This window comes from Kitasatospora purpeofusca, from assembly GCF_034043715.1.
GTDB classification, from domain to species: Bacteria; Actinomycetota; Actinomycetes; order Streptomycetales; family Streptomycetaceae; genus Kitasatospora; species Kitasatospora purpeofusca_A.
The window spans coordinates 122436-146650 of sequence record NZ_JAXCLC010000002.1 but is presented as its reverse complement, the minus strand read 5'-3'; the positions used below and the strand labels follow the sequence as shown (position 1 = coordinate 146650).

General features: G+C 73.1%; 28 protein-coding genes. 6 read left to right on the top strand and 22 right to left on the bottom strand.

Annotation, left to right across the window (positions count from 1 at the left end):
- Positions 1-26 precede the first annotated feature (26 nt).
- The 4 genes from SM793_RS01875 to SM793_RS01860 all read right to left on the bottom strand — a co-directional run bounded on the left by SM793_RS01875 (position 27) and on the right by SM793_RS01860 (position 3084).
- Positions 27-581, bottom strand: coding sequence for a Uma2 family endonuclease (locus SM793_RS01875; RefSeq protein ID WP_320436196.1), 555 nt, complete (start codon positions 579-581; stop codon positions 27-29).
- Positions 582-621: 40 nt separating this feature from the next.
- Positions 622-1299 carry an alpha/beta hydrolase gene (locus SM793_RS01870; RefSeq protein WP_320436195.1) on the bottom strand — a complete coding sequence of 226 codons (678 nt, stop codon included), beginning with the start codon at positions 1297-1299 and terminating at the stop codon, positions 622-624.
- Positions 1300-1407: 108 nt separating this feature from the next.
- A complete protein-coding gene (locus SM793_RS01865) occupies positions 1408-1713 on the bottom strand; it encodes a hypothetical protein (protein WP_320436194.1) in 306 nt (101 codons plus the stop codon).
- Positions 1714-1722: 9 nt separating this feature from the next.
- Positions 1723-3084, bottom strand: coding sequence for an MFS transporter (locus SM793_RS01860; protein WP_320436193.1), 1362 nt, complete (start codon positions 3082-3084; stop codon positions 1723-1725).
- 107 nt (positions 3085-3191) lie between these two features.
- Between SM793_RS01860 and SM793_RS01855 the strand changes: the two genes are divergently transcribed.
- The 3 genes from SM793_RS01855 to SM793_RS01845 all read left to right on the top strand — a co-directional run bounded on the left by SM793_RS01855 (position 3192) and on the right by SM793_RS01845 (position 6022).
- Positions 3192-4145, top strand: a complete 954-nt coding sequence (locus SM793_RS01855; protein ID WP_320436192.1) for a LysR family transcriptional regulator — start codon at positions 3192-3194, stop codon at positions 4143-4145.
- A 169-nt stretch (positions 4146-4314) separates the two neighbouring features.
- Entirely contained in the window at positions 4315-5463 is a 1149-nt protein-coding gene (locus SM793_RS01850) for an adenosine deaminase (protein ID WP_320436191.1), read from the top strand.
- Positions 5464-5674: 211 nt separating this feature from the next.
- Complete coding sequence (locus SM793_RS01845) at positions 5675-6022, top strand: ATP-binding protein (RefSeq protein ID WP_320436190.1); 348 nt, start codon at positions 5675-5677, stop codon at positions 6020-6022.
- Positions 6023-6156: 134 nt separating this feature from the next.
- On the opposite strand, the gene SM793_RS01840 is transcribed toward SM793_RS01845, so the two are convergent.
- The 4 genes from SM793_RS01840 to SM793_RS01825 all read right to left on the bottom strand — a co-directional run bounded on the left by SM793_RS01840 (position 6157) and on the right by SM793_RS01825 (position 8750).
- The gene (locus tag SM793_RS01840; protein ID WP_320436189.1) at positions 6157-6339 is read right to left on the bottom strand and encodes a PspC domain-containing protein; all 183 of its coding nucleotides are present in this window, start codon (positions 6337-6339) and stop codon (positions 6157-6159) included.
- Between the two features lie 155 nt (positions 6340-6494).
- A complete protein-coding gene (locus SM793_RS01835) occupies positions 6495-7376 on the bottom strand; it encodes a MerR family transcriptional regulator (RefSeq protein WP_320436188.1) in 882 nt (293 codons plus the stop codon).
- Between the two features lie 79 nt (positions 7377-7455).
- Positions 7456-7887, bottom strand: coding sequence for a nucleoside deaminase (locus tag SM793_RS01830; RefSeq protein WP_320436187.1), 432 nt, complete (start codon positions 7885-7887; stop codon positions 7456-7458).
- Positions 7884-8750 carry an LLM class flavin-dependent oxidoreductase gene (locus SM793_RS01825; RefSeq protein ID WP_320436186.1) on the bottom strand — a complete coding sequence of 289 codons (867 nt, stop codon included), beginning with the start codon at positions 8748-8750 and terminating at the stop codon, positions 7884-7886. Before SM793_RS01825 ends, SM793_RS01830 begins: the two co-directional genes overlap by 4 nt.
- 94 nt (positions 8751-8844) lie before the next feature.
- Here SM793_RS01825 and SM793_RS01820 point away from each other — a divergent pair, with 94 nt between their 5' ends.
- On the top strand, positions 8845-9318 hold the full coding sequence (locus tag SM793_RS01820; RefSeq protein WP_320436185.1) for an Lrp/AsnC family transcriptional regulator: 474 nt from the start codon (positions 8845-8847) through the stop codon (positions 9316-9318).
- A gap of 24 nt (positions 9319-9342) precedes the next feature.
- On the opposite strand, the gene SM793_RS01815 is transcribed toward SM793_RS01820, so the two are convergent.
- Genes SM793_RS01815 through SM793_RS01805 form a run of 3 tightly spaced genes read right to left on the bottom strand, consistent with a single transcriptional unit; the run spans position 9343 to position 10063 of the window.
- Positions 9343-9468: a hypothetical protein gene (locus SM793_RS01815; protein WP_320436184.1), complete on the bottom strand. Its 126-nt coding sequence runs from the start codon at positions 9466-9468 to the stop codon at positions 9343-9345.
- The gene (locus tag SM793_RS01810; RefSeq protein ID WP_320436183.1) at positions 9465-9701 is read right to left on the bottom strand and encodes a hypothetical protein; all 237 of its coding nucleotides are present in this window, start codon (positions 9699-9701) and stop codon (positions 9465-9467) included. Before SM793_RS01810 ends, SM793_RS01815 begins: the two co-directional genes overlap by 4 nt.
- A complete protein-coding gene (locus tag SM793_RS01805) occupies positions 9698-10063 on the bottom strand; it encodes an ATP-binding protein (protein ID WP_320436182.1) in 366 nt (121 codons plus the stop codon). The genes SM793_RS01810 and SM793_RS01805 overlap by 4 nt, the downstream gene beginning before the upstream one ends.
- Positions 10064-10284: 221 nt before the next feature.
- Between SM793_RS01805 and SM793_RS01800 the strand changes: the two genes are divergently transcribed.
- Together SM793_RS01800 and SM793_RS01795 are read left to right on the top strand one after the other, a co-directional pair.
- Positions 10285-11178: a helix-turn-helix transcriptional regulator gene (locus SM793_RS01800; protein ID WP_320436181.1), complete on the top strand. Its 894-nt coding sequence runs from the start codon at positions 10285-10287 to the stop codon at positions 11176-11178.
- A 10-nt stretch (positions 11179-11188) separates the two neighbouring features.
- A complete protein-coding gene (locus tag SM793_RS01795) occupies positions 11189-11389 on the top strand; it encodes a DUF397 domain-containing protein (RefSeq protein ID WP_320436180.1) in 201 nt (66 codons plus the stop codon).
- A gap of 215 nt (positions 11390-11604) precedes the next feature.
- Here the strand turns inward: SM793_RS01795 and hpnH are convergent, their stop codons facing one another.
- The 11 genes from hpnH to SM793_RS01740 all read right to left on the bottom strand — a co-directional run bounded on the left by hpnH (position 11605) and on the right by SM793_RS01740 (position 24194).
- Positions 11605-12630: an adenosyl-hopene transferase HpnH gene (hpnH, locus tag SM793_RS01790; RefSeq protein WP_320436179.1), complete on the bottom strand. Its 1026-nt coding sequence runs from the start codon at positions 12628-12630 to the stop codon at positions 11605-11607.
- 2 nt (positions 12631-12632) lie between these two features.
- On the bottom strand, positions 12633-13328 hold the full coding sequence (locus SM793_RS01785; RefSeq protein WP_320436178.1) for a 1-hydroxy-2-methyl-2-butenyl 4-diphosphate reductase: 696 nt from the start codon (positions 13326-13328) through the stop codon (positions 12633-12635).
- Positions 13325-15358 carry a squalene--hopene cyclase gene (gene shc, locus SM793_RS01780; RefSeq protein ID WP_413815855.1) on the bottom strand — a complete coding sequence of 678 codons (2034 nt, stop codon included), beginning with the start codon at positions 15356-15358 and terminating at the stop codon, positions 13325-13327. Before shc ends, SM793_RS01785 begins: the two co-directional genes overlap by 4 nt.
- Positions 15359-15422: 64 nt before the next feature.
- On the bottom strand, positions 15423-16511 hold the full coding sequence (locus SM793_RS01775) for a polyprenyl synthetase family protein (RefSeq protein WP_413815854.1): 1089 nt from the start codon (positions 16509-16511) through the stop codon (positions 15423-15425).
- 167 nt (positions 16512-16678) lie between these two features.
- Positions 16679-18115, bottom strand: coding sequence for a hydroxysqualene dehydroxylase HpnE (gene hpnE / locus SM793_RS01770; RefSeq protein WP_320436176.1), 1437 nt, complete (start codon positions 18113-18115; stop codon positions 16679-16681).
- 166 nt (positions 18116-18281) lie between these two features.
- On the bottom strand, positions 18282-19139 hold the full coding sequence (gene hpnD, locus SM793_RS01765) for a presqualene diphosphate synthase HpnD (protein ID WP_320436175.1): 858 nt from the start codon (positions 19137-19139) through the stop codon (positions 18282-18284).
- Positions 19140-19180: 41 nt separating this feature from the next.
- Complete coding sequence (gene hpnC / locus SM793_RS01760; protein WP_320436242.1) at positions 19181-20158, bottom strand: squalene synthase HpnC; 978 nt, start codon at positions 20156-20158, stop codon at positions 19181-19183.
- 349 nt (positions 20159-20507) lie between these two features.
- Positions 20508-21284 (bottom strand): ABC transporter ATP-binding protein, encoded by a 777-nt coding sequence (locus tag SM793_RS01755; RefSeq protein ID WP_320436241.1) that lies wholly within the window; start codon positions 21282-21284, stop codon positions 20508-20510.
- A gap of 61 nt (positions 21285-21345) precedes the next feature.
- On the bottom strand, positions 21346-22287 hold the full coding sequence (locus SM793_RS01750; RefSeq protein WP_320436174.1) for an ABC transporter permease: 942 nt from the start codon (positions 22285-22287) through the stop codon (positions 21346-21348).
- Between the two features lie 165 nt (positions 22288-22452).
- The gene (locus tag SM793_RS01745) at positions 22453-23298 is read right to left on the bottom strand and encodes a glycosyltransferase family 2 protein (protein WP_320436240.1); all 846 of its coding nucleotides are present in this window, start codon (positions 23296-23298) and stop codon (positions 22453-22455) included.
- A 158-nt stretch (positions 23299-23456) separates the two neighbouring features.
- A complete protein-coding gene (locus SM793_RS01740; RefSeq protein ID WP_320436239.1) occupies positions 23457-24194 on the bottom strand; it encodes a CDP-alcohol phosphatidyltransferase family protein in 738 nt (245 codons plus the stop codon).
- Positions 24195-24215 lie beyond the last annotated feature (21 nt).

The following is a 24215-nucleotide window of genomic DNA, read 5'->3' as shown; positions in this document are numbered from 1 at the left end:
CGAGCGCTCCCGCGCACGTGCGCCGCTCAGGCGTACGTGCGCAGGACGCCGGTGTCGAGCGTCCACGGGCCCACGGTGATCGTGTCCCCGAAGGCGAACTCCTTGCGCGAGGTGTAACCGGGCTCGTCGTGGACGATGCCGGTGCCCTTGCGGGGATCGACCAGCAGGTAGAGCGGGATGCCCATGGCCGCGTAGTCGCGGACCTTGGCGCGGTAGTCGTTCTCCGGGTTGTGCCCGGACACGATCTCCACGACGAGCAGGACCTCGGGTGGGAGGAACGCCGGCCGGTCGTCGTCGAGCGCCTCCTGGGAGAAGACCATCAGGTCGGGATTCCGGAGCAGCCCCAGGCCGGCGTCCTCCAAGTCCGCTCCGCCGTGGGCGATGTGGCCGGGGTGGGTCCGCGGGAGCTGGGCGTTCAGCTGCCGGGCGATCCGGACGACCGCGAGCTCGTGCCGATTGACCGGCGGGACCGTCACGACGATCCCGCCGTCGGCGATCTCGACCTTCCCCGCTCCCGGGAGCCGCGGCAGCCGATCGGCGATCTCGCGCAGCCGGGCGTATGCGGTGGGGGTGGTGCTCATGGACCGGAGCGTACCGACTGCCGCCGACGCCTCGGGCCCGTCAGCCGGCGGCGGTGAGGGCGATCTTGAGGAACTCCTCGGGGGCCTCGCGGACGAGGTCGTGGCCGACCGGGAGGGTGTGGACGGTCCAGGCCCGGTCGGTGCGCAGGCGGGCGACGGTGTCGAGGAGGGGGGTGTCCTCGAAGCGCTCCGCGTGCAGATATACCCGGGGGACGTCCAGGGCGTGCACGGCGCCGGTGAGCCGGATCGGCTGGAGCAGGGTGGCCAGCGGGTGCACGGTGGCGCGCGGGTCGAGGGCGGGGTGCAGCCCGACCAGGGTGCGGCCGCCGCCTGCCGCGGCGCCGGCCAGGTAGCGCTGCTTCCAGACGTCGTTGACGATGTCGTACGCCGACTCGCCGTCGCGCGGCACGAAGGCGTCCGCGTAGACCAGGCCGGCGATCCGCTCCGGGGCCCGGTCGGCGACGCCGGAGGCCACCATGCCGCCGTAGCTGTGCGAGACGAGGACGGCGTCGGTGATCCGCTCGGCCTCCAGTAGACCGAGCACGTCCTGGATGTGCGTCTCCAGGTCGACGGCCAGGGTGTTGAGGTGGCCGCGCTCGCTCACCCCGGTCAGCGTCACCGGGTGCACCTCGTGCCCGGCGGCCCGCAGCCCCTCGGTGAGCGGCCGGTACCACCAACCGCCGTGCAGGGCGCCGGGGATGAGGACGAAGGTGGCCATCACGGGTTCCTCTGGTCGTTCCGGTGGGACAGGAGGAACGCTACGGCGGATACCTGACAGCGAGTGTCAGGTATCACCGGACCGGGCCGGTGATGGGAGCGGCGGGTGTCAGGGGCGGCCCTGGCGCTGAGGCTTTTCTCGGCGCTCGATCTCCCCCGAGTCCGGTCCCGCTCCGTCGGCGAGGGACCGCAGAAACGCCTCACCGTCCTGGAACACCTCGCCGCGTTCGCCCTCCGCGAGGGCCTCGTCGACCTCGTTCTCCTTCGCCTGCCAGCCCGGAGTCCAGAACCAGGCCTGGTCGTCCTCCGGGGGGTCCGGCTGCTCTCCGGCCTCCCCGGTGATGGTGACCACGCCCTTCCTCCGTACAGGCGTGGACACCAGGTCGGGGCGACGGCGGCGGTTCAGGTCTGCCATGCGGAAAATCTACTGGGTGGAAAGTCCGCCCTGCCGACTTCCTGTGCGCGCGGCGCTGTGGGCCCGGCGGGTCGCGTAGAGGGTGACGCCCGCGGCCAGGCCCATCGCGGCGAGGCCGATGGTGGCGGCGCCCGGCCAGCCGGTCGCGTGGTAGGCGTCGGCGCCGATCGTGCCGCCCAGGCTGTTGCCCAGGTAGTAGGCGATCAGGTAGAGCGCGGAGGCCTGGGCGCGGCCCTCGGTGGCGGTGCGCCCGACGGCCGAGGAGGCGGTGGCGTGGCCGGCGAAGAAGCCGGCCGTGATCAGGACCAGGCCGAGCAGCGCGAAGGTCAGCGAATCGGCGAGGGAGAGCAGCAGGCCGAGGGTGGTGGTGCCGATCGCGACGTACAGCGCGCCGCGGCGGCCGAGCCGGTCCGCGAGGCGTCCGGCGGCGGCCGAGGTGGCGGTGCCGACCAGGTAGACCACGAAGATCGAGGCGGCCACCGACTCCGGCAGGTGGAAGGGTGCGGCGATCAGCCGGTAGCCGATGGTGTTGTAGACGGCGCCGAAGACGGCCATGAACAGCAGCCCCAGCGCGTACAGCCGCAGCAGCAGCGGGTTGCGCAGGTGGCCGCCGACGGTGCGGGCCAGGGCGCGGGCGTCCACCGGGACCGGGGTGAAGTGCCGGGCGGCGGGGATCAGCAGCCGGAACGCCAGCACGGCGAGCAGGGCGAGGGCGGCGGAGGCGGCGAGCCCCCAGCGCCAGCCGAGACCGGCGGCGACCCAGCCGGAGAGCAGCCGTCCGCCCATGCCGCCGATGCTGTTGCCCGCCACGTACAGCCCCATCGCCGAGGCCAGCGCGGAGGGGTGGACCTCCTCGGCGAGGTAGGCCATCGCGGTGGCCGGCAGTCCGGCGAGCGCGGCGCCCTGGAGGGCGCGCAGCACGACCAGGGTGGTGAGGTCCGGTGCGAACGGCAGGGCGAGGGCGAGGGCGGCGGCGGCCAGGGTGGAGGCCGTCATCACGGCGGTGCGGCCGTACCGGTCGGAGAGCGCGCTCGCGGGGAGCAGGCCGAGGGCGAGGCCGAGGGTGGCGGCGGAGGCCGTCCAGCTGGCCTGCCCGGGGGTGAGGCCGAGGTCGTCGGAGAGGACGGGCAGCAGGCCCTGGGTGGAGTAGAGGAGGACGAAGGTCGCGATGCCGGCCGCGAACAGGGCGAGGTTGGCGCGGCGGAAGGAGCGCTGGCCGGGGCGGTGCCGGTCGTCCGCGAGGCGGGAGCCGTCCGGGCGGGGTCCGTCCGAGCGGTGGCGGTCCGGGCGGTGGCGGTCGTCCGGACGGGGGGTCGGCTGGGCGAGGGCGTCCGAGGTGGCCACGGACGCCCCGGTACTGGAGGGCTGCATGACCTCGAAGGTAGAACCGTCGTACTGATGCGTCCAATGCATGAACGGGCAATAATCCATACCTGTACGCATGAGTGGCGCGTACGGACGCGGGACGGGGTGCTGTGATGACCGGTGGGACCGAACCGACCCGCCCGGCGGAGTTGGGGCCCGAGCTTCCGGCCGTCCAACTGGCTCCGAGGCTCGCCCAGTTCGCGGCCGTCGCGCGGCTGGAGCACGTGACCCGGGCGGCGGAGCTGCTGGGTATGCCGCAGCCCACGCTGTCCCGGGCGGTGGCCCGGCTGGAGGCCGAGCTCGGCGTCGACCTGCTGGCCCGTCAGGGCCGGACGGTCCGGCTGACCAGGGCGGGCAGGCTGCTGCTGGCCTCGGTGGAACGGGCGCTGGCCGAGGTCGAGCGCGGTGCCGAGGCGGCGCGGGCGGAGGCCGACCCGCAGACCGGCCGGGTGGCGTTCGGCTTCCTGCACACCATGGGGACGGACACGGTGCCGGCCCTGCTGCGGGACTTCCGGCGGGCGTACCCGCAGGTCAGGTTCCAGCTGGTGCAGGACTACGTGGGCGCGATGCTGGACCGGCTGCGCGCGGGGGAGCTGGACCTCTGCCTGGTCTCGCCGCTGCCGGACGGCGACCCGGCGCTGGCGGCCCGCCGGCTGGACGAGCAGCGGCTGTACCTGGCCGTCCCGGCGGACCACCGGCTGGCCGGGCGGCGCCGGATCCGGCTGGCGGAGGTGGCGGAGGAGCCGTTCGTCGGGCTGGAGCGCGGGTACGGGATGCGGGCGATCACCGACGGGTTCTGCGCGGAGGCCGGGTTCGTGCCCAGGCTCGCCTTCGAGGGGGAGGAGACGGAGACCCTGCGCGGGCTGGTCGCGGCCGGGCTGGGCGTGGCGCTGCTGCCGCCGGCGCTGGTGCCTCGGCCGGGGGTGGTGGAGCTGGAGGTGACGGCGCCGCGCACCCGGCGGGCGATCGGGCTGGTCTGGGCGCCGGGCCGGCCGGTGACCCCGCCGGTGGCGGCGTTCCGGGACTTCGTGCTGTCGCGGCGCGGGCGGCTGCTGGCGCACGACTGACGAGGCGGGGCGGGTGGCGCAGGACTGCCGGGGACGGGGCGGGTGGGGCAGGGCTGGCGGGACGGGCAGTTGGCCCGAATCGTCCGTTCGGTGGAATTCCCGGTGGACATTGGACGATTCGGCCCGGTGGACGGTGGCTGTCTACGCGCGTAGGAGCTACACTCCCGCAATGGAGAAGCAGATCCCCGTCACCACCGCGGGCACCGGCCCCCGAATTCCCACCCCCGACCAGATCGCCCGCGCCCCGAAGGTGCTCCTGCACGACCACCTCGACGGCGGGCTGCGCCCCGAGACCGTGGTCGAGCTGGCCGCCGCCGTCGGCTACGAGGGGCTCCCCACCACCGACGCCAAGGAGCTCGGCGAGTGGTTCCGCGAGGCGGCGGACTCCGGCTCGCTGGTCCGCTACCTGGAGACCTTCGCCCACACCTGCGCCGTGATGCAGACCCGCGAGGCCCTGATCAAGGTCGCCGCCGACTGCGCCGAGGACCTCGCCGCCGACGGCGTCGTCTACGCCGAGGTGCGCTACGCCCCCGAGCAGCACCTCGAGCGCGGCCTGAGCCTCGACGAGGTCGTCGAGGCCGTCCAGGAGGGCTTCCGCCTCGGCGAGGCCAACGCCCGCGCGGCCGGTAACCGGATCCGGATCGGCACCCTGATCACCGCGATGCGGCACGCCGCCCGCTCGCAGGAGATCGCCGAGCTGGCCAACCGCCACCGCGACGGCGGCGTCGTCGGCTTCGACATCGCCGGTGCCGAGGCGGGCTACCCCCCCACCCGCCACCAGGCCGCCTTCGACTACCTCAAGGGCGAGAACAACCACTTCACCATCCACGCGGGCGAGGCCTTCGGCCTGCCGTCGATCTGGGAGGCCCTGCAGTGCTGCGGCGCCGACCGCCTCGGCCACGGCGTGCGGATCGTCGACGACATCACCGTCAACGAGGACGGCAGTGTGCAGCTCGGCCGCCTGGCCGCCTACGTGCGCGACAAGCGCGTCCCGCTGGAGATGTGCCCGACCTCCAACCTGCAGACGGCGGCGGCGACTTCGTACGCCGAGCACCCGATCGGGCTGCTCAGCCGGCTGAAGTTCCGGGTCACCGTGAACACCGACAACCGGCTGATGAGCGGCACCAGCATGAGCCGCGAGTTCGAGCACCTGGTGGAGGCCTTCGGCTACACGCTGGGGGACATGGAGTGGTTCACCGTGAACGCCATGAAGTCGGCGTTCCTGCCTTTCGACGAGCGGCTCGCGATGATCAACGACGTGATCAAGCCGGGCTACGCCGAACTCAAGGCGGAGTGGCTGTTCAGCAACGGCGTCTGAACCGCCTCCCGGTGGTCGGATGAACGCCCTTTCCTGTCAAGGGAATCGGCGTTCATCCGACTACTCCCTCGAGTGGGTGAACCGCCGTTGATCCTCGTGCGATCCAATCACTACGGTGTGCCAGTCAATGCTGACCGGCAGTGGTGGACGGGCCCCCGTTGCGCCAGTCGCGCGGGTCGGCCACCGACGAGGACCCAAGGGGACTAACCAGATGAAGCAGGCCACTCTCAAGGCCGCCGGCACCGCCGCGCTCGGCATCGCCATCGCCGCGGTCGGCGCGGGCGGCGCGTCCGCCGCTCCCGCGGCCGCCACCGGTGGCCTCGGGCTCCCGACCTCCCTGCTGACCAACCCGGCGGCCACCAGCGCCGTCACCGAGGCCGCGGGCAAGCTGCCGGTCGCCGACAAGGTCAGCGGCACGCTCGGCACCCTCGCGCCCAGCGCGGGCCAGGCCGCCGCCCCCGCCGCCAACCGGGCCGGTGTGCCCAGCATTCCGGGCCTCGACAAGACCCCGCTGGGCGGGCTCACCCAGACCCTCCCGCTCCCGGGCCTCGGCGGCTGATCCCGCCCCGGCTCCGCACGGCCGGAAGGGGCCGACCACTCCTCGACGGGAGTGGTCGGCCCCTTCCGGCCGTTCCGGGGATGCCCGGTGCTTTTCGGGGCCGGTGTGCTGTCCCGGTGCTTCCGGGGGCGGCGTCACGCCTCCTGGGGGAGCAGCAGCCAGAGCGCCAGGTAGAGCAGGAACTGCGGTCCGGGCAGCAGGCAGGACACCAGGAAGATGATCCGGACGGTCCACGGCGTGAGTCCGAAGCGCTCCGCGATCCCGGCGCAGACGCCGGCGATGACGCGGTTGTGGCGGGGGCGGGCGAGGCGGCTCATGGTGGACTCCGTTGCTCTCGTGGCGCCGGTGACCGGTCCCTCCGGCTGGCGTACCTCCATACTCCGCCCCCGGGCCGCCCGATTCCTCCGCCCGCAAGCCGATCCTGTCCCTGACCTGCGTCATCGGTGGGCGGTAGTCGCTCTCGGGGTTCCGCTCAGGGTCGCCCCGGAGATTGACGGGGGAGGGAAGCGGGAACCGGCGCGGGCGGCGCCTGCCCGACGGGGCGGAACGGGACGGTGACGTCCGAGGTGTGCTCGCGCGGCCCGGCGGTCCCGAAGTTCGGGTAGTACACCTCCCGGTTGCCGCCGCAGCGTTCGTACCCCCGCTCCGCGACCCAGCCGCCGACGGCGTCGTGGACGGCCGCCACCGCCGAGAAGTCCCTTTGCTCCCCGGTCAGTTCGGCGTACGCCTCGCGGTGGGCGGGATGGATCCGCACCGAGATCAGGGCGGTCGGCTCCACCGCGTCCGGCGTCGGCGCGCACACCTCGACCGGGGCGTCCGACTCCTCGCTCACATGACCGTGGAAGACGCTGAACAGCGGGCCGGAGAGGCGCGCGCCGGTCGAGCCCAGATGGGCGAGGAGCAGCTCGCCGGCCTCACCGAGGAAGCCGGCGAGTCCGGCGGCCGTCACCTGCCGCCGCACGCAGAGCACCTTCTGCTCGGGCACGTCGCGTTCCGCGATCCGGTACATGGTCGAGGTCCTCCCCGCGAGTACGGCTCGGGCGTGGCCCACCGCCTGCCGGCGGGCCCGGTGCGAGGACTCCTGCTCGCGCCAGTAGGCGTCCAGCAGGCCGGGCGACGCTTCGCCGGCCGCGTCGAGCACCGCCGCGATCCGCGCCAGCGGCATGCCGACGGCGCGCAGCAGCGCGATCCGGCGCGCCCGTTCGACCTGGGTGAGGCCGTAGCGGCGGACCCCGGTGTCCGGGTCGACCCGGGCGGGCGCCAGCAGCCCCCGGTCGCCGTAGAGGCGCAGCGCCTTGGGGCTGAGCCTGGTCCGGGCCGACAGCTCCCCGATGGTGATCAAGTCCTCGTGCACGGCTCCACTCTGGGGCTTGCCCCTGGGGCAGGGGCAAGCGGCGGGGGCGCCTGGGGCAGCGGCCCTGTGACTCGCCGGTTCAGCGGTAGTACGGCTCGACGGCGGCCCGGACCTCCTCGAACAGCGCCGGCCCCTCCTGCGGCACCGGCGGGAGGCCGCTCCCCGGCCGGATCCCCAGCAACTGCTCGCCGGAGAGGGCGAACACCACCCGGCCGAGGCCGGCCTGCCGGAGCGCGGCCGCGCACATCGGGCAGGGCTCGCAGCTGGTGTAGAGGGTGGTCCGCGAGGCGGCGGCGAGGTCCAGCTCCCGTCCGGCCCACCGGGCGAGCTTGAGTTCGGGGTGCGCGGTGAGGTCCCGGTCGGTGCGCGTGGTGTTGCGCTCCTCGGCCAGCACGGCGCCGTCCGGGTCGGCCAGCAGCGAGCCGAACGGCGGGTCGCCGTGGGTGCGGGCCTCGGCGGCGAGGGCGATGGCGCGGCGGAGCAGGGTGTGGTCGGCGGGGGTGAGTGTCATGACGGTTGTTCCGTTCGGGTCGGCGCGAGGTGCGGCAGGTCGGCGACGGCGGCGAGGGCCTCCCGGGCCGGTCCCGGGTCGCGGGTCTGCTCCGGGTCGCCGTGGTAGGGGTCGAGGACGACGGTGTCGGCGCCCAGCAGCCGGAGCCGGGCGAGGTCGGCGGCGATCTGCTCGATGCTGCCCTCGCCCGCGAGGCGCTGCGGTCCGGCGACCGGTACGGGCGTGAGTTTGAGCGCGATCCGGGGCGCGAACGCCGGGACGGGGAGCGCGTGTTCCTCCGCGTACGCCCGCAGCCGGGGTGCGGCCTCGCCCAGCCATGTCGTGGTCGGACGCAGCGGGTGCCAGGCGTCGCCGAGGTGCACGGCGCGGCGCAGGCCCGCGTCGCTGTTGCCGCCGACCCAGAGCGGGATGCGGCGGGTGCCGTAGTCGGCGGTGTCCGCCCAGGCGGTGCGCAGGCGGCGCAGGTGGTCGTCGGTGAGGCGGCCGCGCTGCTCGAACGGGACGTCGAGGGCGGCGAACTCCTGCCGCGCCCAGCCGATTCCGACACCGAGGACGAGGCGGTGCCCGCTCAGCGCGTCGAGGTTGGCGGCCATCCGGGCGGTGAGGAGCGGGTGCCGGTAGGGGGCGATGAGGACGGTGGTGCCGAGCCGGACCCGCTCGGTGTGGGCGGCGAGCCAGGCGAGGGTGGTGAACGGTTCGTAGAACGGGGCGGGGTAGCGCACGGCGACGTCGGGGGTGACGGCGACGTGGTCCGAGACCATCAGCAGGTCGAAGCCCAGGCCCTCGACCGTCCTGGCCCAGGTGAGCAGGGCCGCCGGGTCGGTGCCGGGGCCGAAGTTGGGGACGTTGACTCCGATCTTCACACCGGAAAGCCTAGGGAGGGAGGGTGGATTGACTGAAGGGGTATCCACCGGTTGAGGGGTTGTTCTGCCGTGGAATCACCGGCAATCTGGGCTCATGACCGAGATTCTTGACGCGACGGACTGGGCGATCCTGGCCGAGCTCCAGGAGGACGGGCGGATCGCGTTCGCCGAACTGGCGCGCCGGGTGAACCTGAGTGCGTCGGCCACGACGGAGCGGGTGCGGCGGCTGGAGACGGCGGGGGTGATCACGGGGTACCGGGCCGAGGTGGACCTGGAGCGGACCGGGTACCCGGTGCTGGCGGTGGTCCGGTTGAAGTACCCCGGGCCGGCGGCGCGGCACGAGCCGCTGCGGCGGCTGCTGGAGGAGCGCTCGGAGATCCTGGAGTGCCTGCGGACGACCGGGGACGACTGTTATTCGTTGAAGATCGCGACCACCTCGATGGGGCATCTCGAGGAGATCGTCGACGAGCTGGCGCAGTTCGGGAGTACGACGACGAACCTGGTCCTGAGCCGCCCCCTGGCCTCCCGCGGCCCGGCGGTGCCCCGAGCGGGGGCGGCGGAGCAGTAGCAAGGATGCAATGGTTGGCGTGAGTCAGTGGTCGGGGCTGTTCTCCTCGTCCTCGCCGTGCACCTTGAGCGCGGTGATGACACCCGTGACGACGGTGGCGAAGGCGAGGGCGAGGAGGACGGCGAAGGCGGCGCCGATGAGGAAGTTCACGCGGGGCGGCCCGTTTCGCGGAGGAGCGTGAGGAGGTTGAGGAGGGTGGCGACGGAGGTGTCGCCGAAGTCGACGAGGAGGCGGCCGTCGATGGTGCCGCCGTTGACGGCGGCGGAGCCCCACCGGATGCCGAAGGGCTTGCCCCGCTCGTGGAGTTCGCGGAGGAGGGCGGAGACCTCGGGCTCGGTGTAGGTACGCAGGTAGGGGTCGTGCGATTCGAGCGGGGTGTTCACGCGGCGGCCTCCAGTTCGAACCAGACGACCTTGCCGTGCTTGTTGCTGGTGGCGCCGAAGCGGTCGGTGAGCGCCTCGACGAGGTGGAGGCCCCGGCCGGAGACGGCGTAGGGATCGGCGGGAGTGCGGGGTTCGGGGAGTACTGGACTGTCGTCGCACACGGAGACGCGCAGGGTGCGGGGGCAGAGAGACACGATGACGTGCGGCGCCGGGGTGTTGGCGTGCTTCCAGGCATTCACGAACAGCTCATGCAGGGCGAGTTCGGCGCTGTGGACGGCATCCGGCGGCCAGTCGGCCGAGGTGAGGAGCCTGCGCAGCTCGTGGCGGACGACGGACCAGTCGGGCGGAACGAGAGCGCACATGGGGACCTCCAGAGCGTGGGGAGGGAAGGGCGGAGCGCGTCTGCATGCCTGCGAACATGCAACATTGACGCCCCGTCATGTGATTGGTGCAACACTGAGGCTAGATTGCTGGGTCATATCGTTGCAACCAAAAGGGCAAGGTTGACCCTTGTGGGTGATGCTTGGCCGGTAGTGGCGACGCCAGCCGATGCGGAACACTGTGGGGAGAGGGAAGGAACGCCGTGGGGCTCAGGGGAGAGATCAGTCAGCGGCAACGCCGCTTCGGCGAGGAGTTGCAGCGTCTCCGGACGGCGGCGGGCCTGTCGGCCCCGGAGGCGGGCGCGCTGGTGGGCATGAGAAGCCCGGCCGTCAGCCACACGGAGGCCGGGCGAACCGGCCTCAATCAGGAGCGGTTGGGAATCTGGCTCGATGCCTACGGCTGCGAGGACCCTGTCTACCGGGCCAAGCTCGCCGACATGGGGCGGCGAACGGGCAAGGGGTGGTGGTCGGAGTTCGCCGACCGAGTGCCGTTGCTCGCGCTCGACCTCGCCGAGACGGAGGACAGCGCGGCGCTGATCGACAACTACGAGACGTTCTACCTGCCCGGCCTCCTGCAGTTGCCCGCATATGCCGAAGCGATCTACGAGGGCGCTCATCGGGACAGGCAGTTCGATGCGGAGGCCGAGATCGAGTTCCGCATGAATCGGCAGCGCATCCTGCATGATCTGCCGCGGCGGCAGTTCCGATTCGTCATTCACGAAACGGCGCTGCGCCTGCGCTTCCCCGGGGACGCGGTGATGAGGGCGCAGCTGGCGCACCTGCTGGAGGTGGCCGAGCTGCCCAACGTGACCATCCAGGTCCTGCCGTTCGCGGCATTGAAGAAGCCCCCGCATACTGGCCAATTCCTGCTACTGGACCCAGGGTCGGAGCATCTCTCCACCGTTGTTGTGGATCATCCGAGCCGCGCCGAGTATCTTGGCGACCGGTACTCGATCGCGACGTACCGCAGGACGTTCGCTCAGCTGAGGGACCTTGCGTTGCCTCCGGTCGACACAGGCCGTCCGCCCCTCGCGCTCTCGTCCTCGCGTGACTCGTGCGGGCTCATCCGACATCTTCTCTACCTGCTCCAGACGTGAAGGGCGCCCGATGGCAGAAATCCGTTGGCAGAAGTCATCGTTCAGCGGCTCCAACGAGGGCGGCAGCTGCGTTGAACTCGCCACCGGCGCGCCAGGGCTCCGTCACTTGAGAGAGTCCGACGACCCGGGCGTCGTTCTGGCCGTCGATGCGGAGAAGCTCCGTTCCTTCCTGCTCGCCGTCAAGACCGGCGAGCTCGACCACCTCGCCTGATCGCTTGTCCCGGTCCCTCCTGGTTGCATCATGCAGCGGGGGGGGGGGGGGGGGCCCAGCCCGCCCCCCCCCCCCCCCCCCCCCCCCCCCCCCCCCCGGCCGGGGACTGGAACAACGGGGGGGGCGGGGGGGGGGGGGGGGGGGGGGCGCGCGGGGGGGGCGGGGGGGGGGGGGGGGGGGGGGGGGGGGGGGGCCCCCCCCCCCGACGGGTGCGGTCAGCGGCCCCGGTTGGAGCCGACGGTCTCGGTGAGCGCCCGCAGGGACTCCTTGAGGGAGCCCATGGTGGCGAGGACGGCGGTCGGCTCGTAGCCGCAGTGCGCCATGCAGTTGGAGCAGCGGGCGTCCTTGCCGCGTCCGTACTTGTCCCAGTCGGTCTTCTCGATCAACTCGCGGTAGGTCGGCACATAGCCGTCGGCCATCAGGTAGCAGGGCCGCTGCCAGCCGAAGAGCGAGTAGTTGGGGATGCCCCAGGCGGTGCACTCGAAGTCGACCTTGCCCTCCAGGAAGTCCAGGAAGAGCGGGCTGTGGTTGAGGCGCCAGCGCCGCCGGTTGCCGCCGGCGAAGGTCTTGCGGAACAGCTCGCGGGTTTGCTCGACGCCGAGGAAGTGCTCCTGGTCGGGTGCCTTCTCGTAGGCGAAGGCCGGGGAGATCATCATCTCGTCGACCTTGAGGTCGTCGTTGAGGTAGTCGAGCACGTCGATGATGGTCTGCGGGGTGTCGGTGTTGAAGAAGGTGGAGTTGGTGGTCACCCGGAAGCCGCGCCGCTTGGCCTCCTTGATCGCCTCCACCGCCTCGTCGAAGGTGCCCTCCTTGGCCACCGAGGCGTCGTGCCGCTCGCGCAGCCCGTCGATGTGCACGGTGAAGGTGAAGTACGGCGAGGGCTTGAACTTGTCCAGCTTCTTGCGCATCAGCAGCGCGTTGGTGCAGAGGAACACGTACTTGCGGCGCTCGACCAGCTGCCTGACGATCTCGTCGATCTGCGGGTGCATCAGCGGCTCGCCGCCCGCGATCGAGACCATCGGGGCGCCCGACTCCAGGACCGCGCCGACCGCCTGGGCGACCGGCATCCGCTGCTTCAGCACCCCGGCCGGGTGCTGGATCTTGCCGCACCCCTCGCAGGCCAGGTTGCAGGCGAAGAGCGGTTCCAGTTCGACGATCAGCGGGAACTTGTCGCGTCGCTTGAGCTTCTGCTGCATGAGGTAGGTGCCGACCCGCACGGTCTGGCGCAACGGCATGGCCATGGCTAGCTCGCCTCCTGAGGGAGCGTCGAGGATGTGGGGTGGTCGAGGGTGGCGGGCGAGGGCCGGTCCCGGCCCGCCCGGTCGTTCCGCAGGTGCCAGTCGACCAGGGCGGGCACCGTGGCGCGCAGCGCCCGCCAGGCGCGGACGCCGGCCGGCAGGGTCCCCGGGCGCAGCAGTTCCCGCTCGGGGGTGTCGACGACGACCCGCAGCACGGCCGCGGGCAGGCCGGGCCGCAGTTCGCTGAGGGCCGCCAGCACGGCGGCGGCCTCCATGTCGACGGCGAGCGCGCCCTGCAGGTGCAGGGCGCGCCGTTCCAGGCCGCGCACCACGTGGTCGGCGGTGTGGTGCACTCCTGTGTGCGCGGTCAGGCCGCGCGCGGTCAGGGCCCGGGCGAGCCCGGGCCCCGAGCCGACGGCGAAGTGGTTGCCCTCGGCGTCGCGGACGCCGTCCGCGACGATCACGTCGCCGGGTGTGATGCCCGGCGCGACGGAGGCGCCGAAGCCGGCCACCACGAGCGCCCCGTAGCCGCCGGGGGCGGCGGTCAGCAGCCGTCTGACGGTGAGCGAGGCCCGACGCCGGCCGACGCCGGTCCGCACCACGACGGGCGGGCCGCCGGCCGCGCCGCGCCAGTCCCCGCCGCGCAGGGCCCACACCTCGGGGCCGAGCGCGCAGAGGACCAGCAGCGGCCCGGCGGTCACCGTGACGCCCCGATCGGCGCGGTACCGGTGGCCGGCCGGCCGGCCGCGGGTCCGCCGTGCAGGTAGCGGCCGAGCGCGGTGACCGGGAACACCAGCCGGTACAGGTGGTAGTTGATGGAGAAGTCCCACGGGAAGCCGGTGCCGGTGAACTGGGGCTCGTCCCAGGTGCCCTCGGGCAGCTGGGTGCGCACCAGCCAGTCGACGCCGCGCTCGACGGCGGGGTTGGCCCGGCCGTCCGGCCCCTCCCCGGCCGCGAGCAGGGCCATCAGCGCCCAGGCGGTCTGCGAGGCGGTGGACTCGCCGCGCCCGGCCCAGCGCGCCGGGTCCTCGTAGGAGCGCATGTCCTCGCCCCAGCCGCCGTCGGTGTTCTGGCGGTCCTCCAGCCAGCGGACGGCGCGGCGGATCGCCGGGTGCTCGGCGGGCACGCCGACGGCGACCAGGGCGGGGAGCACCGAGCCGGTGCCGTAGATGTAGTTGGTGCCCCAGCGGCCGAACCAGGAGCCGTCCGCCTCCTGATTGCGCAGCAGCCACTCGACGCCGCGCCGGGTGCGCGGGTCCCGGGCCTTGCCGACCTCGGCCAGCATCTCCACGACGTGGGCGGTGACGTCCGCCGACGGTGGGTCGACGACCTCGCCGAAGTCGCAGAACGGCAGCTTGTTCGGCAGGGTGCTGGTGTTGTCGACGTCGAAGGCTCCCCAGGCGCCGTTCTTGGACTGCATGCCGAGGTTCCACCGCACGGCCCGGTCGACGGAGGCGGCGACCTTGGCCGGGTCCGGGTGGGCGACCCGGCACAGCGCGAGCACCACCTCGGCGGTGTCGTCGATGTCGGGGTAGGTGTCGTTCTCGAACTCGAACGCCCAGCCGCCGGGGGCGAGCGAGGGCCGCTGGACGGACCAGTCGCCGCGCTTGGTGATCTCCTCGCCGAGCATCCAGTCGACGGCGGAGACCAGCGCGGGGTGGTCGGGCGGGAGTCCGGCGTCGACCAGGGCGACGGTGGCCAGGCAGGTGTCCCAGACCGGTGACTGGCAGGCCTCCAGCCAGCGCCGGCCGTCCGGGGTGTGCACGGTGAAGCGGTCGAAGGAGGCGAGCCCGGCCCGCATCACCGGGTGGTCGAGCTCGTAGCCCTCCAGGTGCAGGGCGATCAGCGAGTAGACGGCGGGCGGCTGGATGCCGCCCCAGCAGCCGTCGGCCTCCTGGCGTTCGACGATCCAGCGGCAGGCCTGGGAGACGGCGAGCTTGCGCAGCGGGCGCAGGGCGCGGTGGTGGTAGGCGTGCAGGGCCTTGTCCAGGCGTTCGAACAGGCCGTCCCAGCTGGTGGCCGGGGCGAGCGGCCGGACGGGGAAGGGGTCGTCCGGGTCGGTGTGCAGTTCGGTGAGCGGGAAGGGCGCCGGGCGTACCGGCCGGTGCGCGGAGACGACGGTCAGCGGGACGATGGTCTGCCGGGCCCAGCAGCCGAAGGCATAGATGTTGAGGGGCAGCCACCTCGGCAGGAACATGATCTCTGGCGGCATCTCCGGCAGCCGTTCCCAGGGCCACCAGCCGAACAGCGCGAGCCAGATCCGGGTGAACACCCGCGCGGCGGCGATCCCGCCGGCGGACCGGATCCAGCGTGCGGCCGCCATCATGTGCGGGGCGCCCGGATCGTCGCCGGCGAGCTTGAGGGCGACGTACGCCTCGACGGTGGTGGACAACTCGGCCGGTCCGCCGTGGAAGGTGGACCAGGTGCCGTCCTCGCGCTGGTGGGAGCGGATCCATTCGGCGGTGGCCTTGGTCTGCTCCTCGGTCCGGATCCCGAGGAACTGCCGGAGCAGTAAGTCCTCGGCGTCCATGGTGACGTTGGTCTCCAGATCGCCCTTCCACCACCCCTCCGAACTCTGCAGGGAGAGCAGGTGGGTGGTGGCGCGGGCCAGTGCCTCCTCGGCGGAGGAGGCACCGTGCTGCGATTGCTCGGTCCGGTCGGCCGACGCGGCGGCGGCCCCCTCGGGCTGCCACTCCCCGGCGCTCAGCAGCGCCGGGGCGAGGCCGCCCACCGCGACCGGCTCGGGATCGTACTCAGGGTCGAGCCGGCCGTCCGCGGTTGCTGTCAACGTAACGTCACCTCTCTCGTACCACCACGAATTCGGCGAGTGCGACGAAGTGCTCGCGCACCACATCGGGCATGGGCACCTCGTCCAGAGCGGCGAGGGCAGTCGTGTGCTGGCGGCGGGCCTCCTCCTGGGTCCAGGCGCGACCGCCGGCCTGCTCGATCAGCAGGGCGCGGGCGGCCAGCTCGGTCTCGCTCTCCTCGCCGCGCCCCTTGGGGTCGGCGAGCTGTTCGGCCAGTTCACGGGAGGCGGGTCCGCCCTCGGCGAGCGCCGCGGCGACCGGCAGGGACTTCTTGCGCTGGCGCAGGTCGCCCCAGTGCGGCTTCCCGGTGACCTCGGTGGCGCCCCAGATGCCGAGCAGGTCGTCCACCGCCTGGAAGGCCAGGCCCAGGTGGTCGCCGAAGCGCTGGAGCGACTCCGAGACCCGGTCGTCGGCCCCGGCCAGGACGGCGCCGAGCGCGGCGCCGGCGGAGAGCAGGGCGGCGGTCTTGCCGCCCTCCATCTCCAGGCACTCGGCGACGGTGACGGTGTCCCGCTGTTCGAAGGCGACGTCCATCGCCTGCCCGTCGATCAGCCGACGGCTGGCGGTGTTGAGCAGCCGGACGGCGCGCGCGGCGTCGGTGGGGCTCGCGCCGCCCGCGGTCGCGGCGTCGAGCAGCACCTCCGTACCGAGCGTGGCCAGGGCGTCACCGACCAGGATCGCCTGGGCCGGGCCGAAGACCGTCCAGGCGGTGGCCCGGTGGCGCCGGGTCTCGTCACCGTCCATCAGATCATCATGGAGCAGGGAGAAGTTGTGCACCAGTTCAACAGCGACCCCACCGGGCACCCCGGCCTCCGCCGGGGCACCGGCGGCCTGGGCCGAGAGCAGCGCCAGGGTGGGGCGCACGGCCTTGCCGCCGTCCCCCACGACCGGCGTGCCGTCCCGGTCGATCCAGCCGAAGTGGTACGCCGCGACGGTGTCCATGGGGGCGGCCAGCCGGGCGACGGCGGCCCTCAGCGGCGGGGTGCAGAGCGCACGGGTGCGGTTGAGCAGGTCCGGCACCGAGACCGGTTCGGCATGTGCCGTGCCTCCGCCGGCGGTGCCGGTGCGTGACTCCACGTACGTTCCCTCTCCCTGGTGGTGCCTGGCCGCGTGGGACGGCCCGAGGCTGGCGGTGATGGTGCGGCCGGGCTCGGCGCGACCGGTGGCGGTGGCGCCGCCGGGGCCCAGCGGGTGGGCACCGGCTCTGGCGGGCTCGCCGGGGGCCCCGGCGAGCGCGGTGCCGGTCACCTCGGCCACCTCCCGTCGCCGCGGTCGGCCGGCCGGGGCCGGCCGTCTGCGGCCGGTACCGCGTCGGCGGCGGCGTGACCGCTGCGCACGGCCCCCTCCATGGTCGCGGGCCAGCCGGTGGCCGTCCACGCGCCGGCCAGCAGCAGGCCGGGGACGGCGGTGCGCGGGCCGGGGCGCAGCGCGGCGGTGCCCGGGGCCGGGTCGAAGGTGGCGGTGCGCTCGCGGGTGACGAAGAAGTCCAGTACCTCGGCACCGCCGGCGGCCGGCAGCAACCGGGCCAGCTCCGGCAGGTAGCGGCGGCGCAGTTCGGCGACCGGCAGGTCGATCTCGTCCTCCACGGCGGACTGCGAGAGCGCCAGGTACTGGGCGTCGGGGTGGGCCGCGCCGAGCGAGGTGCCGGCCAGCCCGGAGTGCGCGGTGCGGTCGAAGACCCACTGCACGGGCGAGCCGAGCGCGGCGAAGAACGGCCGGCGCAGCACCTTGCGGTCGTAGACCACGTGGACGTTGAGGATCGGCGAGGTGCCGAAGCGGGCGAGCCGGTCCTGCCGGGCCACCGCGTCGGGCGGGAGCAGCTCCGCCGCGGTGTCCTGGGCGCCGGCCAGGACCACCGTCTCGGCGGTGAGCGGCTCGCCGCCGCCCTCCAGTCGGACGGTGTGCTGCGGGACGGCCGGCTTGAGCTCGGCAACCCGGGCGCGCAGCAGCACCTTCACGCCCGCGCGCTCCAGCTCGGCGAGCGCCCGGTCGTGGTGGATGGTGCCGAGCGGGACGGCGGCCATGCCGATGTCGGAGGCTCCCGGGTCGGAGAGCAGGCCGGTCTTGAACACCATCGCGGCCAGTGCCAGCGACACCCGGTCGGCCCTGGCATTCAGGGTGGCCACGCCGACGAGGTCCCACAGCGCGGCCACGGTCCGCTCGTTCTGGCCCTGCCGGCGCAGCCAGTCGCCGAAGGAGACGGCGTCCAGGGCCGGGTCGGTGAGGTCCAGGCGGCGCAGTGCGAGCGCGCCGCGGACCACCCGGGCCCGGTCGGCCGGGCCCAGGTGCGGGTAGCGGGCCAGACTGCCCGCGAGGTGCAGCGGCACCGGCAGCGCGGCGCGTCCGAGCCGGCCCAGGGTGCGGACCGGCGCGTCGGCGGGCCCGGAGACGCCCAGGACCGGCACGTCGAGCCGATCCTGCAGGTGGACCAGCCGGTTGGCGCCGAGGCGCTCCAGCAGGCCCCGGTAGGCGGTGCAGCAGCGCAGGTACACGTGCTGGCCGTTGTCGACGGTCAGCTCCCCGCGCCGGAAGGAGAAGGCCAGGCCGCCGAGGCGGGGCCGGCCCTCGGCGAGGGTGACCCGGTGGCCCGCCTCCGCCAGCCGCAGCGCGGCGGTGATGCCCGCGAGGCCGCCGCCGACCACGACGGCGGCCGGGCGCGCGGCGTCGGCTCGCCCGGTCATCCGACCTCCCCCTCGCGTCCGGCGCCCGGTCCGGTCGTGACCGGAGCGCCCGTGGTCAGTGCCGTCGGGTCCGCGGTCAGTGCGGCCGGGCCCGACCCAACGGTCAACAGGGCTCTACCCATAAGTGATTCCCCGCTGACACAGCGTGACAGAACTGTGGCTAGAATCAAGAACGCCCCCCGGCGAGCCCGGAAAGCGCCACGTACGCCTTCTCCCAGCCCGGCAGCGACACCCGGCCGCGCAGCACCGACTCCGGGTCGGCGGCGATCCGGCCGAGCAGCCGGTGGTAGATGCCCGCCATGGCGGCGGTGCAGGCCCGGCTGCGGCGGTCGAGCATCGGGAGCAGCCGCAGGCCCTCCTCGAAGGCCGCCTGGGCGCGGGCCGCCTCGAAGGAGACCAGCCCGGCGAAGTCGGCCCCGACCGGGGGCCTGGGCCGGGCGAAGCCCTCCTGGCAGCCGAACCGGACGAGGTCCTCCATCGGCAGGTAGGTGCGGCCGTTGAGGGCGTCCTCGCGCAGGTCGCGCAGGATGTTGGTGAGCTGGAGCGCCAGCCCGAGGGTGTCGGCGTACCGGGCGCCGCGCTCGGGGTCGTCGCAGCCGTAGACGCCGAGCGACAGCCGGCCGATGGCCCCGGCGACGCACCGGCAGTAGACCTTGAGCTCCTCGTAGGTCTGGTACTCGGCGCCCTTGAGGTCCATCTCGACGCCGTCGATCAGCTCGTCGAAGCCGCCGAGGTCGAGCGGGAAGCGCCGGGCGGTGTCCGCGAGCGCGACCTTGATCGGGTCGGTGTCGTCCTCCGCGACGGAGCCTGCCCGGATCTCGTCGAGCAGTTCGCGGGTGCGCAGCAGCGCCTCCGCCTTGCGGTCGTCCGGGAGGTCGCCGTCGCCGATGTCGTCCACCCGGCGCGCCAGCGCGTACAGGGCCGACATGGCCAGCCGCTTCGGCTCGGGCAGCAGCCTGATGCCGTAGCTGAAGTTGCGGGCCTGCAGGCCGGTCACTGCCTCGCAGTACCGGTAGGCCGCCATGACCGGAGCCGACGCCAGTGGTGATGCCGCCACGCGGGCGTTCACCTTCCCTTCGCGAAGATGGCCGCCGCCTTCGCTGCGAGGCGGCGCTTGTCCGGCTTCGCCTGCTGGGCGAGCACGTCGTACCCGGCGCCCTCGACGGCCGCCAGGGCCGCGTACCCGCCCGCGGTGAATCCCGCGAGGAGCAGTCGAAGCCTCCCCCGAACCGTACCTACCAATGGCGCACCTCGGTCGAGCAGGGTGCGGGCACGGTCCGCCTCGAAGCGGATCAGCTCGCGGACGGGCGCCCCGGCGCTCGGCGCGGCGAGGTCGGCCTCGGTGACGCCGAAGCTCTCGAGGTCCTCGGCGGGCAGGTAGATCCGGCCCCGGGCGAGGTCCTCGGCGACGTCCTGGAGGTGCTCGACGATCTGCAGGGCCCGGCAGATGTCGTCGGACATCGCGATCCGCTCGGGGGTGGCGACGCCGGCGATGGCCAGCACCAGGCGGCCGACCGGGTCGGCGGAGAGCGTGCAGTAGGCGATGAGTTCGTCGTAGTCCCGGTAGCGGGTGGTGGTCTGGTCGACCCGGTTGGCCTCGATCAGCCGGCGGAACGGCTCCGGGGTGAGCCCGTGCCGGTCGACCAGGGGGACCAGCGGGTGCAGCAGCGGGTGCCGGGGGGTGTCGCCGTGGGCGTCGTCGCGGGCGCCGCCGCGGGCCGCGAGGGCGGTCTCGAAGACCCGGTCGAGGTCCCGCTCCAGGCCGTCCAGCAGGGCGAGGCGGAACGCCGTTTCGGCCGGGGAGGGCCGGTCCGGGGCGGGCGGGCCGGACTGGGCCGAAGGGGTGAGTGCGGGGGCCTCGGAGGGCTCCCGCGGCGCGGAAACGCCGAGCAGCGCGGCGGTTCCGGCCGGGTCGGCGAGGTCGCCGTCGCCGGCGTCGTCGACCAGCCGGGCGAAGCCGTAGACCGCCATCAGGTCGTCGCGCCACGCGGCGGGCAGGAAGAACGGGGCGACCGGGAAGTTCTCCGCGCTCGCCTTCGCCAGGGTCGCCGCTCCCGCGGGGCCGGGTTCCGGGCGGCCGCCTCCGGGCGGGGACTCACTACTGGGCTGGGCCGAAGCCGACACTGCTGTCACTCCCCCGTTCTACACCGCTCAAGTGATCGGCCCGAGTCGGACACGCGTCCGATCACGGGCGTCACGTCCGGCACACCACCCCCGCGCCTACAGCCTGACACCGACGCCCGCGCCGGAGAAGAGCGCCTCACCCGGCGCACGGGGCGCTCACCCGTGCGGGGGCGGGCCACCCGGGGCACGACGGGGCCCGGGCGGGGGCGCGCGAACGACAGGGGCCGGTCCCGGGTCTCCGCCCGGGACCGGCCCCGTCACACCACCCCTACGGGCGCTCGCCGCGCTCGTAGGCGCCGACGACCTCCTCGGTCGGGCCGTCCATGACCAGCTCACCGGCCTCGATCCAGATGGTCCGCTCGCAGGTCTCGCGGATCGACGCGTTGTCGTGGCTGACCAGGAAGACCGTACCGGCCTCCGCGCGCAGCTCCTCGATCCGCTTCTTGCTGCGGGCCTGGAAGGCCTGGTCGCCGGTGGCCAGCGCCTCGTCGATCAGCAGCACGTCGTGGGTCTTGGCGGCGGCGATCGCGAAGCGCAGGCGGGCACCCATACCGGAGGAGTAGGTGCGCATCGGCAGCGAGATGAAGTCGCCCTTCTCGTTGATGCCCGAGAATTCGACGATCTCCTGGTAGCGGCTGCGCACGTCGGCCGGCGACATGCCCATGGCGAGGCAGCCGAGGACGACGTTGCGCTCACCGGTCAGCTCGTTCATCAGCGCGGCGTTGACGCCGAGCAGCGAGGGCTGGCCGTTGGTGTAGATGCCGCCCTTCTCGGTCGGCAGCAGACCGGCGATGGCCGCCAGCATGGTGGACTTGCCGGAGCCGTTGGAGCCGATCAGGCCGATCGCCTCTCCCTTGTACGCGGTGAAGCTGACGCCCTTCACCGCGTGCACCTCGCGGACGCCGGAGGACCGCCTGCGGCTGATGATCCGACTCAGCGCGGAGGTGGCACTGCCCTTGCCGGAGCCCGCCCCGTGCACCCGGTAGGTGATGTGCACGTCGTCGACCACCACGGTGGGGTCGCGCGCCACGTCGGCGTCGAACACCTTGCGGCGGGGGACGGCGTCCTTCAGGTCCTTGCGCAGGTCGGCCCCTCGAACATCGGTGTCAGCCACGGCCGTACTCCTCCTCAGCCTTCCAGAAGAAGACGTATCCGATAACCAGCATGCCCACGCCCCAGGCGATCGCGTACTTCCACTGGTGCGGCGGGAACTCCAGGAACACCTTCTCGTGCTTGTTGTAGATGACCGGCGCCAACGCGTGCCGGACCAGGTCGATGTAGACCGAGGCCGGGTTGAGCTCCATCACCTTCTGCCAGAACGGCGGCCAGTCCTTGATCTTGTCGGAGATGCTGTACATGACGCCGGAGAGGAACAGCCAGGCGCGCATCGCGAACGGGATCAGCTGGGAGATGTCGCTGGTCTTGGCACCGATCCGGGCGAAGATCAGGGCGACACCGGTGTTGAACATCGACTGCAGCAGCAGAACGGGGACCACCAGCAGCCAGGTCCGGCCCGGTTCGATGCCGTTCGTCAGGACGACGGCGAACAGCACGACCATCGAGATCAGCAGCTGCTGGAGCTGGATCACGGTGAACGCGATCGGCAGCGAGGCGCGCGGGAAGTGCAGCGCCCGGATCAGCCCGAGGTTGTCCGAGATCGCCCGGGTGCCGGACTGCACCGCGTTCTGGGTGAACTGGAAGATGAAGACGCCGATGCAGAGCCAGGCGACGTAGTACGGGTTGTCGTCCTTGTTCTTCAGGATCTCGCCGAAGACCAGGTAGAACACCGCGCAGTTCAGCAGCGGCGTCACGACCTGCCAGACCTGCCCGAGCTTGGCGTCGGTGTACTGGGCCACCAGGCGCGCGGTGGCGAAGGCCCAGATGAAGTGACGCCGGGCCCAGAGCTGCTTGGAGTAGGCGAACAGGCCGGGCCGTCTGCCGCTCACCGTCAGGCCGTACTTTTCCGCGAGCTGCTTGGAGGTCAGGCCCGCGTCCGCCCCCCTCGGGGCTGAGAGGCTGGCGGGTTCACTCACTGTCGACACATTCATCCTTCACGCGGGATCGTCGGGGCGGGCCGGTCGACGGGAGTCCGCCGGCCTTGCGCCGATGGGGATCCACTCGGATCTCGGGGGGGTGTGGCCGGTGTGTGGTCACCGGCCCGACGACCGACCTGCCGTCCGGCCACCGGAGTCACCGGACGGTCACCGGACGGATCAGATGACCGGCGGACGGCCCAGCCTGGTCAGTCGCCAAACGGTACGCCATCGCATGGGCCACCGCGTACCGCAGGGTTCGCGCCAGCCCGCCCGGAACCCGCCCAGCCAGGCCTTGAACGCCTCCGGGGAGGGTCGGCGGGCCAGCGTCAGCAGGAACCAGGTTCCCAGGTATAGAGGTACCAACGGGGCCGGAAGGTTCCGTCTGGCGAGCCAGACCCTGTTCCGGGCCACGTTGTGGAAGTACGAGGCGTGCCGGGCGGGCGAGGTGGTGGGGTGGTGCAGCACCACGTCGGCCCGGTAGTCGATGGCCCAGCCCGCGTCCAGCGCGCGCCAGGCGAGGTCGGTCTCCTCGTGGGCGTAGAAGAACTCGGCGGGCAGCTGGCCGGCGTTCTCGAACACCGCGCAGCGCACCGCGCTCGCCCCGCCGAGGAAGGTGGTCACCCGGGAGGAGCGCAGCGGGTCGCTGGCGCGCAGCCGCGGCACGTGCCGGCGCTGGGTGACGCCGGTCTCGGGGTCGGCGATCCGGAAGCTCACGATGCCGAGCTCCGGGTCGGCCGTGAAGGCCTCGCGCAGCAGCCGGGCCGAGTCGGTGCCGGGCAGCCGGCCGTCGTCGTCCAGGAACAGCACCGCGTCGACGTCCCGGCCGTCGCGGCCGAACAGCTCGATGCCGACGTTGCGGCCGCCCGGGATGCCGAGGTTCTCCGGCAGCTCGACGGAGCGCACGCCGGACGGGAGCGGCGGCAGCGGGGCGCCGTTGGCGACCACGGCCAGCTCGACGGGCGGGCCCTGCTGGGCGCGGACCGACTCGATCAGGGCGGTCAGCTCGGCCGGGCGGTTGCCCATGGTGATGATCACCGCACCGAGCCGGAAGGTGTCGGCACCGGTGGTGTCCGCGGCGGTGTCTGCGGTGTCTGCGGTGTCCAGGGTGTCCGCCGTGTCCAGGGTCTTCGCGGCGTTCTCCGTCACGCCCGCCTCCGTCACGCCCGCCTCCGTCACGTCGCTCACCGGAGCCTGCTCGACAGGACGATGCTCAGCAGGTGCAGCACGGTCTGGAGCATCGCGATCGCGGCCAGCACGACCACCGCGATCCGGGTGAAGAAGAGGCCGCCGTGCACCAGGTCGGCGACACCCGCGGCGAGGATGAGCAGCGAGGCCTCGACCGCGCCGACCAGCCGGTGGAACTTGAGGACCGAGGCCGCCCGGCGGGCCTTGGCGACGCCGGCCGAACGCGGCACCGAGGCGCTGTCCTCGACCGCCGTCAGGCCGCTGCGGGCGCGGGCCACGTCGACCAGGTCGGTCTCCGACTTGATCAGGATCGCGCCGAGCGCGGCCAGGGTGCCGAGGAAGGCCCACTCCCACTGCGCGGCGCTGCCCTCGCGGTGCAGCAGGTCGGTGGCGCGCAGGCCGAGGCCGGTCAGCAGGGCCGCCTCGGACATGTAGTGGCCGACCCGGTCCAGGTAGACACCGGTGAGCGAGGTCTGCCGGCGCCAGCGGGCGACCTCGCCGTCCACGCAGTCCAGCAGCAGGTAGAGCTGGATCAGCAGGGCCGCCAGCACCGCGCCGGCGATCCCGGGGACGATCAGCGCGGCGCCGGCCAGGATGCCCGTGAGCATCATCAGGTAGGTCAGGCCGTTGGGCGTGATCGCCGTGACCGTGGAGAGCACCCGGGTGATCCGCAGCGAGATCCGCCGCATGTAGAGCCGGCCGGCCCAGTGCTCGGCACTGCGGCGCTGGAGCATGCCCTCCGGGTGGATGACCGC

What these genes read in the sequence shown, in the direction of transcription:
- SM793_RS01875 (WP_320436196.1), bottom strand. Translation starts at nt 581, where the DNA reads ATGAGCACCACCCCCACCGCATACGCCCGGCTGCGCGAGATCGCCGAT.
- SM793_RS01870 (WP_320436195.1), bottom strand. Translation starts at nt 1,299, where the DNA reads ATGGCCACCTTCGTCCTCATCCCCGGCGCCCTGCACGGCGGTTGGTGG.
- SM793_RS01865 (WP_320436194.1), bottom strand. Translation starts at nt 1,713, where the DNA reads ATGGCAGACCTGAACCGCCGCCGTCGCCCCGACCTGGTGTCCACGCCT.
- SM793_RS01860 (WP_320436193.1), bottom strand. Translation starts at nt 3,084, where the DNA reads ATGCAGCCCTCCAGTACCGGGGCGTCCGTGGCCACCTCGGACGCCCTC.
- SM793_RS01855 (WP_320436192.1), top strand. Translation starts at nt 3,192, where the DNA reads ATGACCGGTGGGACCGAACCGACCCGCCCGGCGGAGTTGGGGCCCGAG.
- SM793_RS01850 (WP_320436191.1), top strand. Translation starts at nt 4,315, where the DNA reads ATGGAGAAGCAGATCCCCGTCACCACCGCGGGCACCGGCCCCCGAATT.
- SM793_RS01845 (WP_320436190.1), top strand. Translation starts at nt 5,675, where the DNA reads ATGAAGCAGGCCACTCTCAAGGCCGCCGGCACCGCCGCGCTCGGCATC.
- SM793_RS01840 (WP_320436189.1), bottom strand. Translation starts at nt 6,339, where the DNA reads ATGAGCCGCCTCGCCCGCCCCCGCCACAACCGCGTCATCGCCGGCGTC.
- SM793_RS01830 (WP_320436187.1), bottom strand. Translation starts at nt 7,887, where the DNA reads ATGACACTCACCCCCGCCGACCACACCCTGCTCCGCCGCGCCATCGCC.
- SM793_RS01820 (WP_320436185.1), top strand. Translation starts at nt 8,845, where the DNA reads ATGACCGAGATTCTTGACGCGACGGACTGGGCGATCCTGGCCGAGCTC.
- SM793_RS01805 (WP_320436182.1), bottom strand. Translation starts at nt 10,063, where the DNA reads ATGTGCGCTCTCGTTCCGCCCGACTGGTCCGTCGTCCGCCACGAGCTG.
- SM793_RS01795 (WP_320436180.1), top strand. Translation starts at nt 11,189, where the DNA reads ATGGCAGAAATCCGTTGGCAGAAGTCATCGTTCAGCGGCTCCAACGAG.
- hpnH (WP_320436179.1), bottom strand. Translation starts at nt 12,630, where the DNA reads ATGGCCATGCCGTTGCGCCAGACCGTGCGGGTCGGCACCTACCTCATG.
- hpnE (WP_320436176.1), bottom strand. Translation starts at nt 18,115, where the DNA reads ATGACCGGGCGAGCCGACGCCGCGCGCCCGGCCGCCGTCGTGGTCGGC.
- hpnD (WP_320436175.1), bottom strand. Translation starts at nt 19,139, where the DNA reads ATGGCGGCCTACCGGTACTGCGAGGCAGTGACCGGCCTGCAGGCCCGC.
- SM793_RS01750 (WP_320436174.1), bottom strand. Translation starts at nt 22,287, where the DNA reads ATGAATGTGTCGACAGTGAGTGAACCCGCCAGCCTCTCAGCCCCGAGG.
- SM793_RS01745 (WP_320436240.1), bottom strand. Translation starts at nt 23,298, where the DNA reads ATGGGCAACCGCCCGGCCGAGCTGACCGCCCTGATCGAGTCGGTCCGC.
- SM793_RS01740 (WP_320436239.1), bottom strand. Translation starts at nt 24,194, where the DNA reads ATGCTCCAGCGCCGCAGTGCCGAGCACTGGGCCGGCCGGCTCTACATG.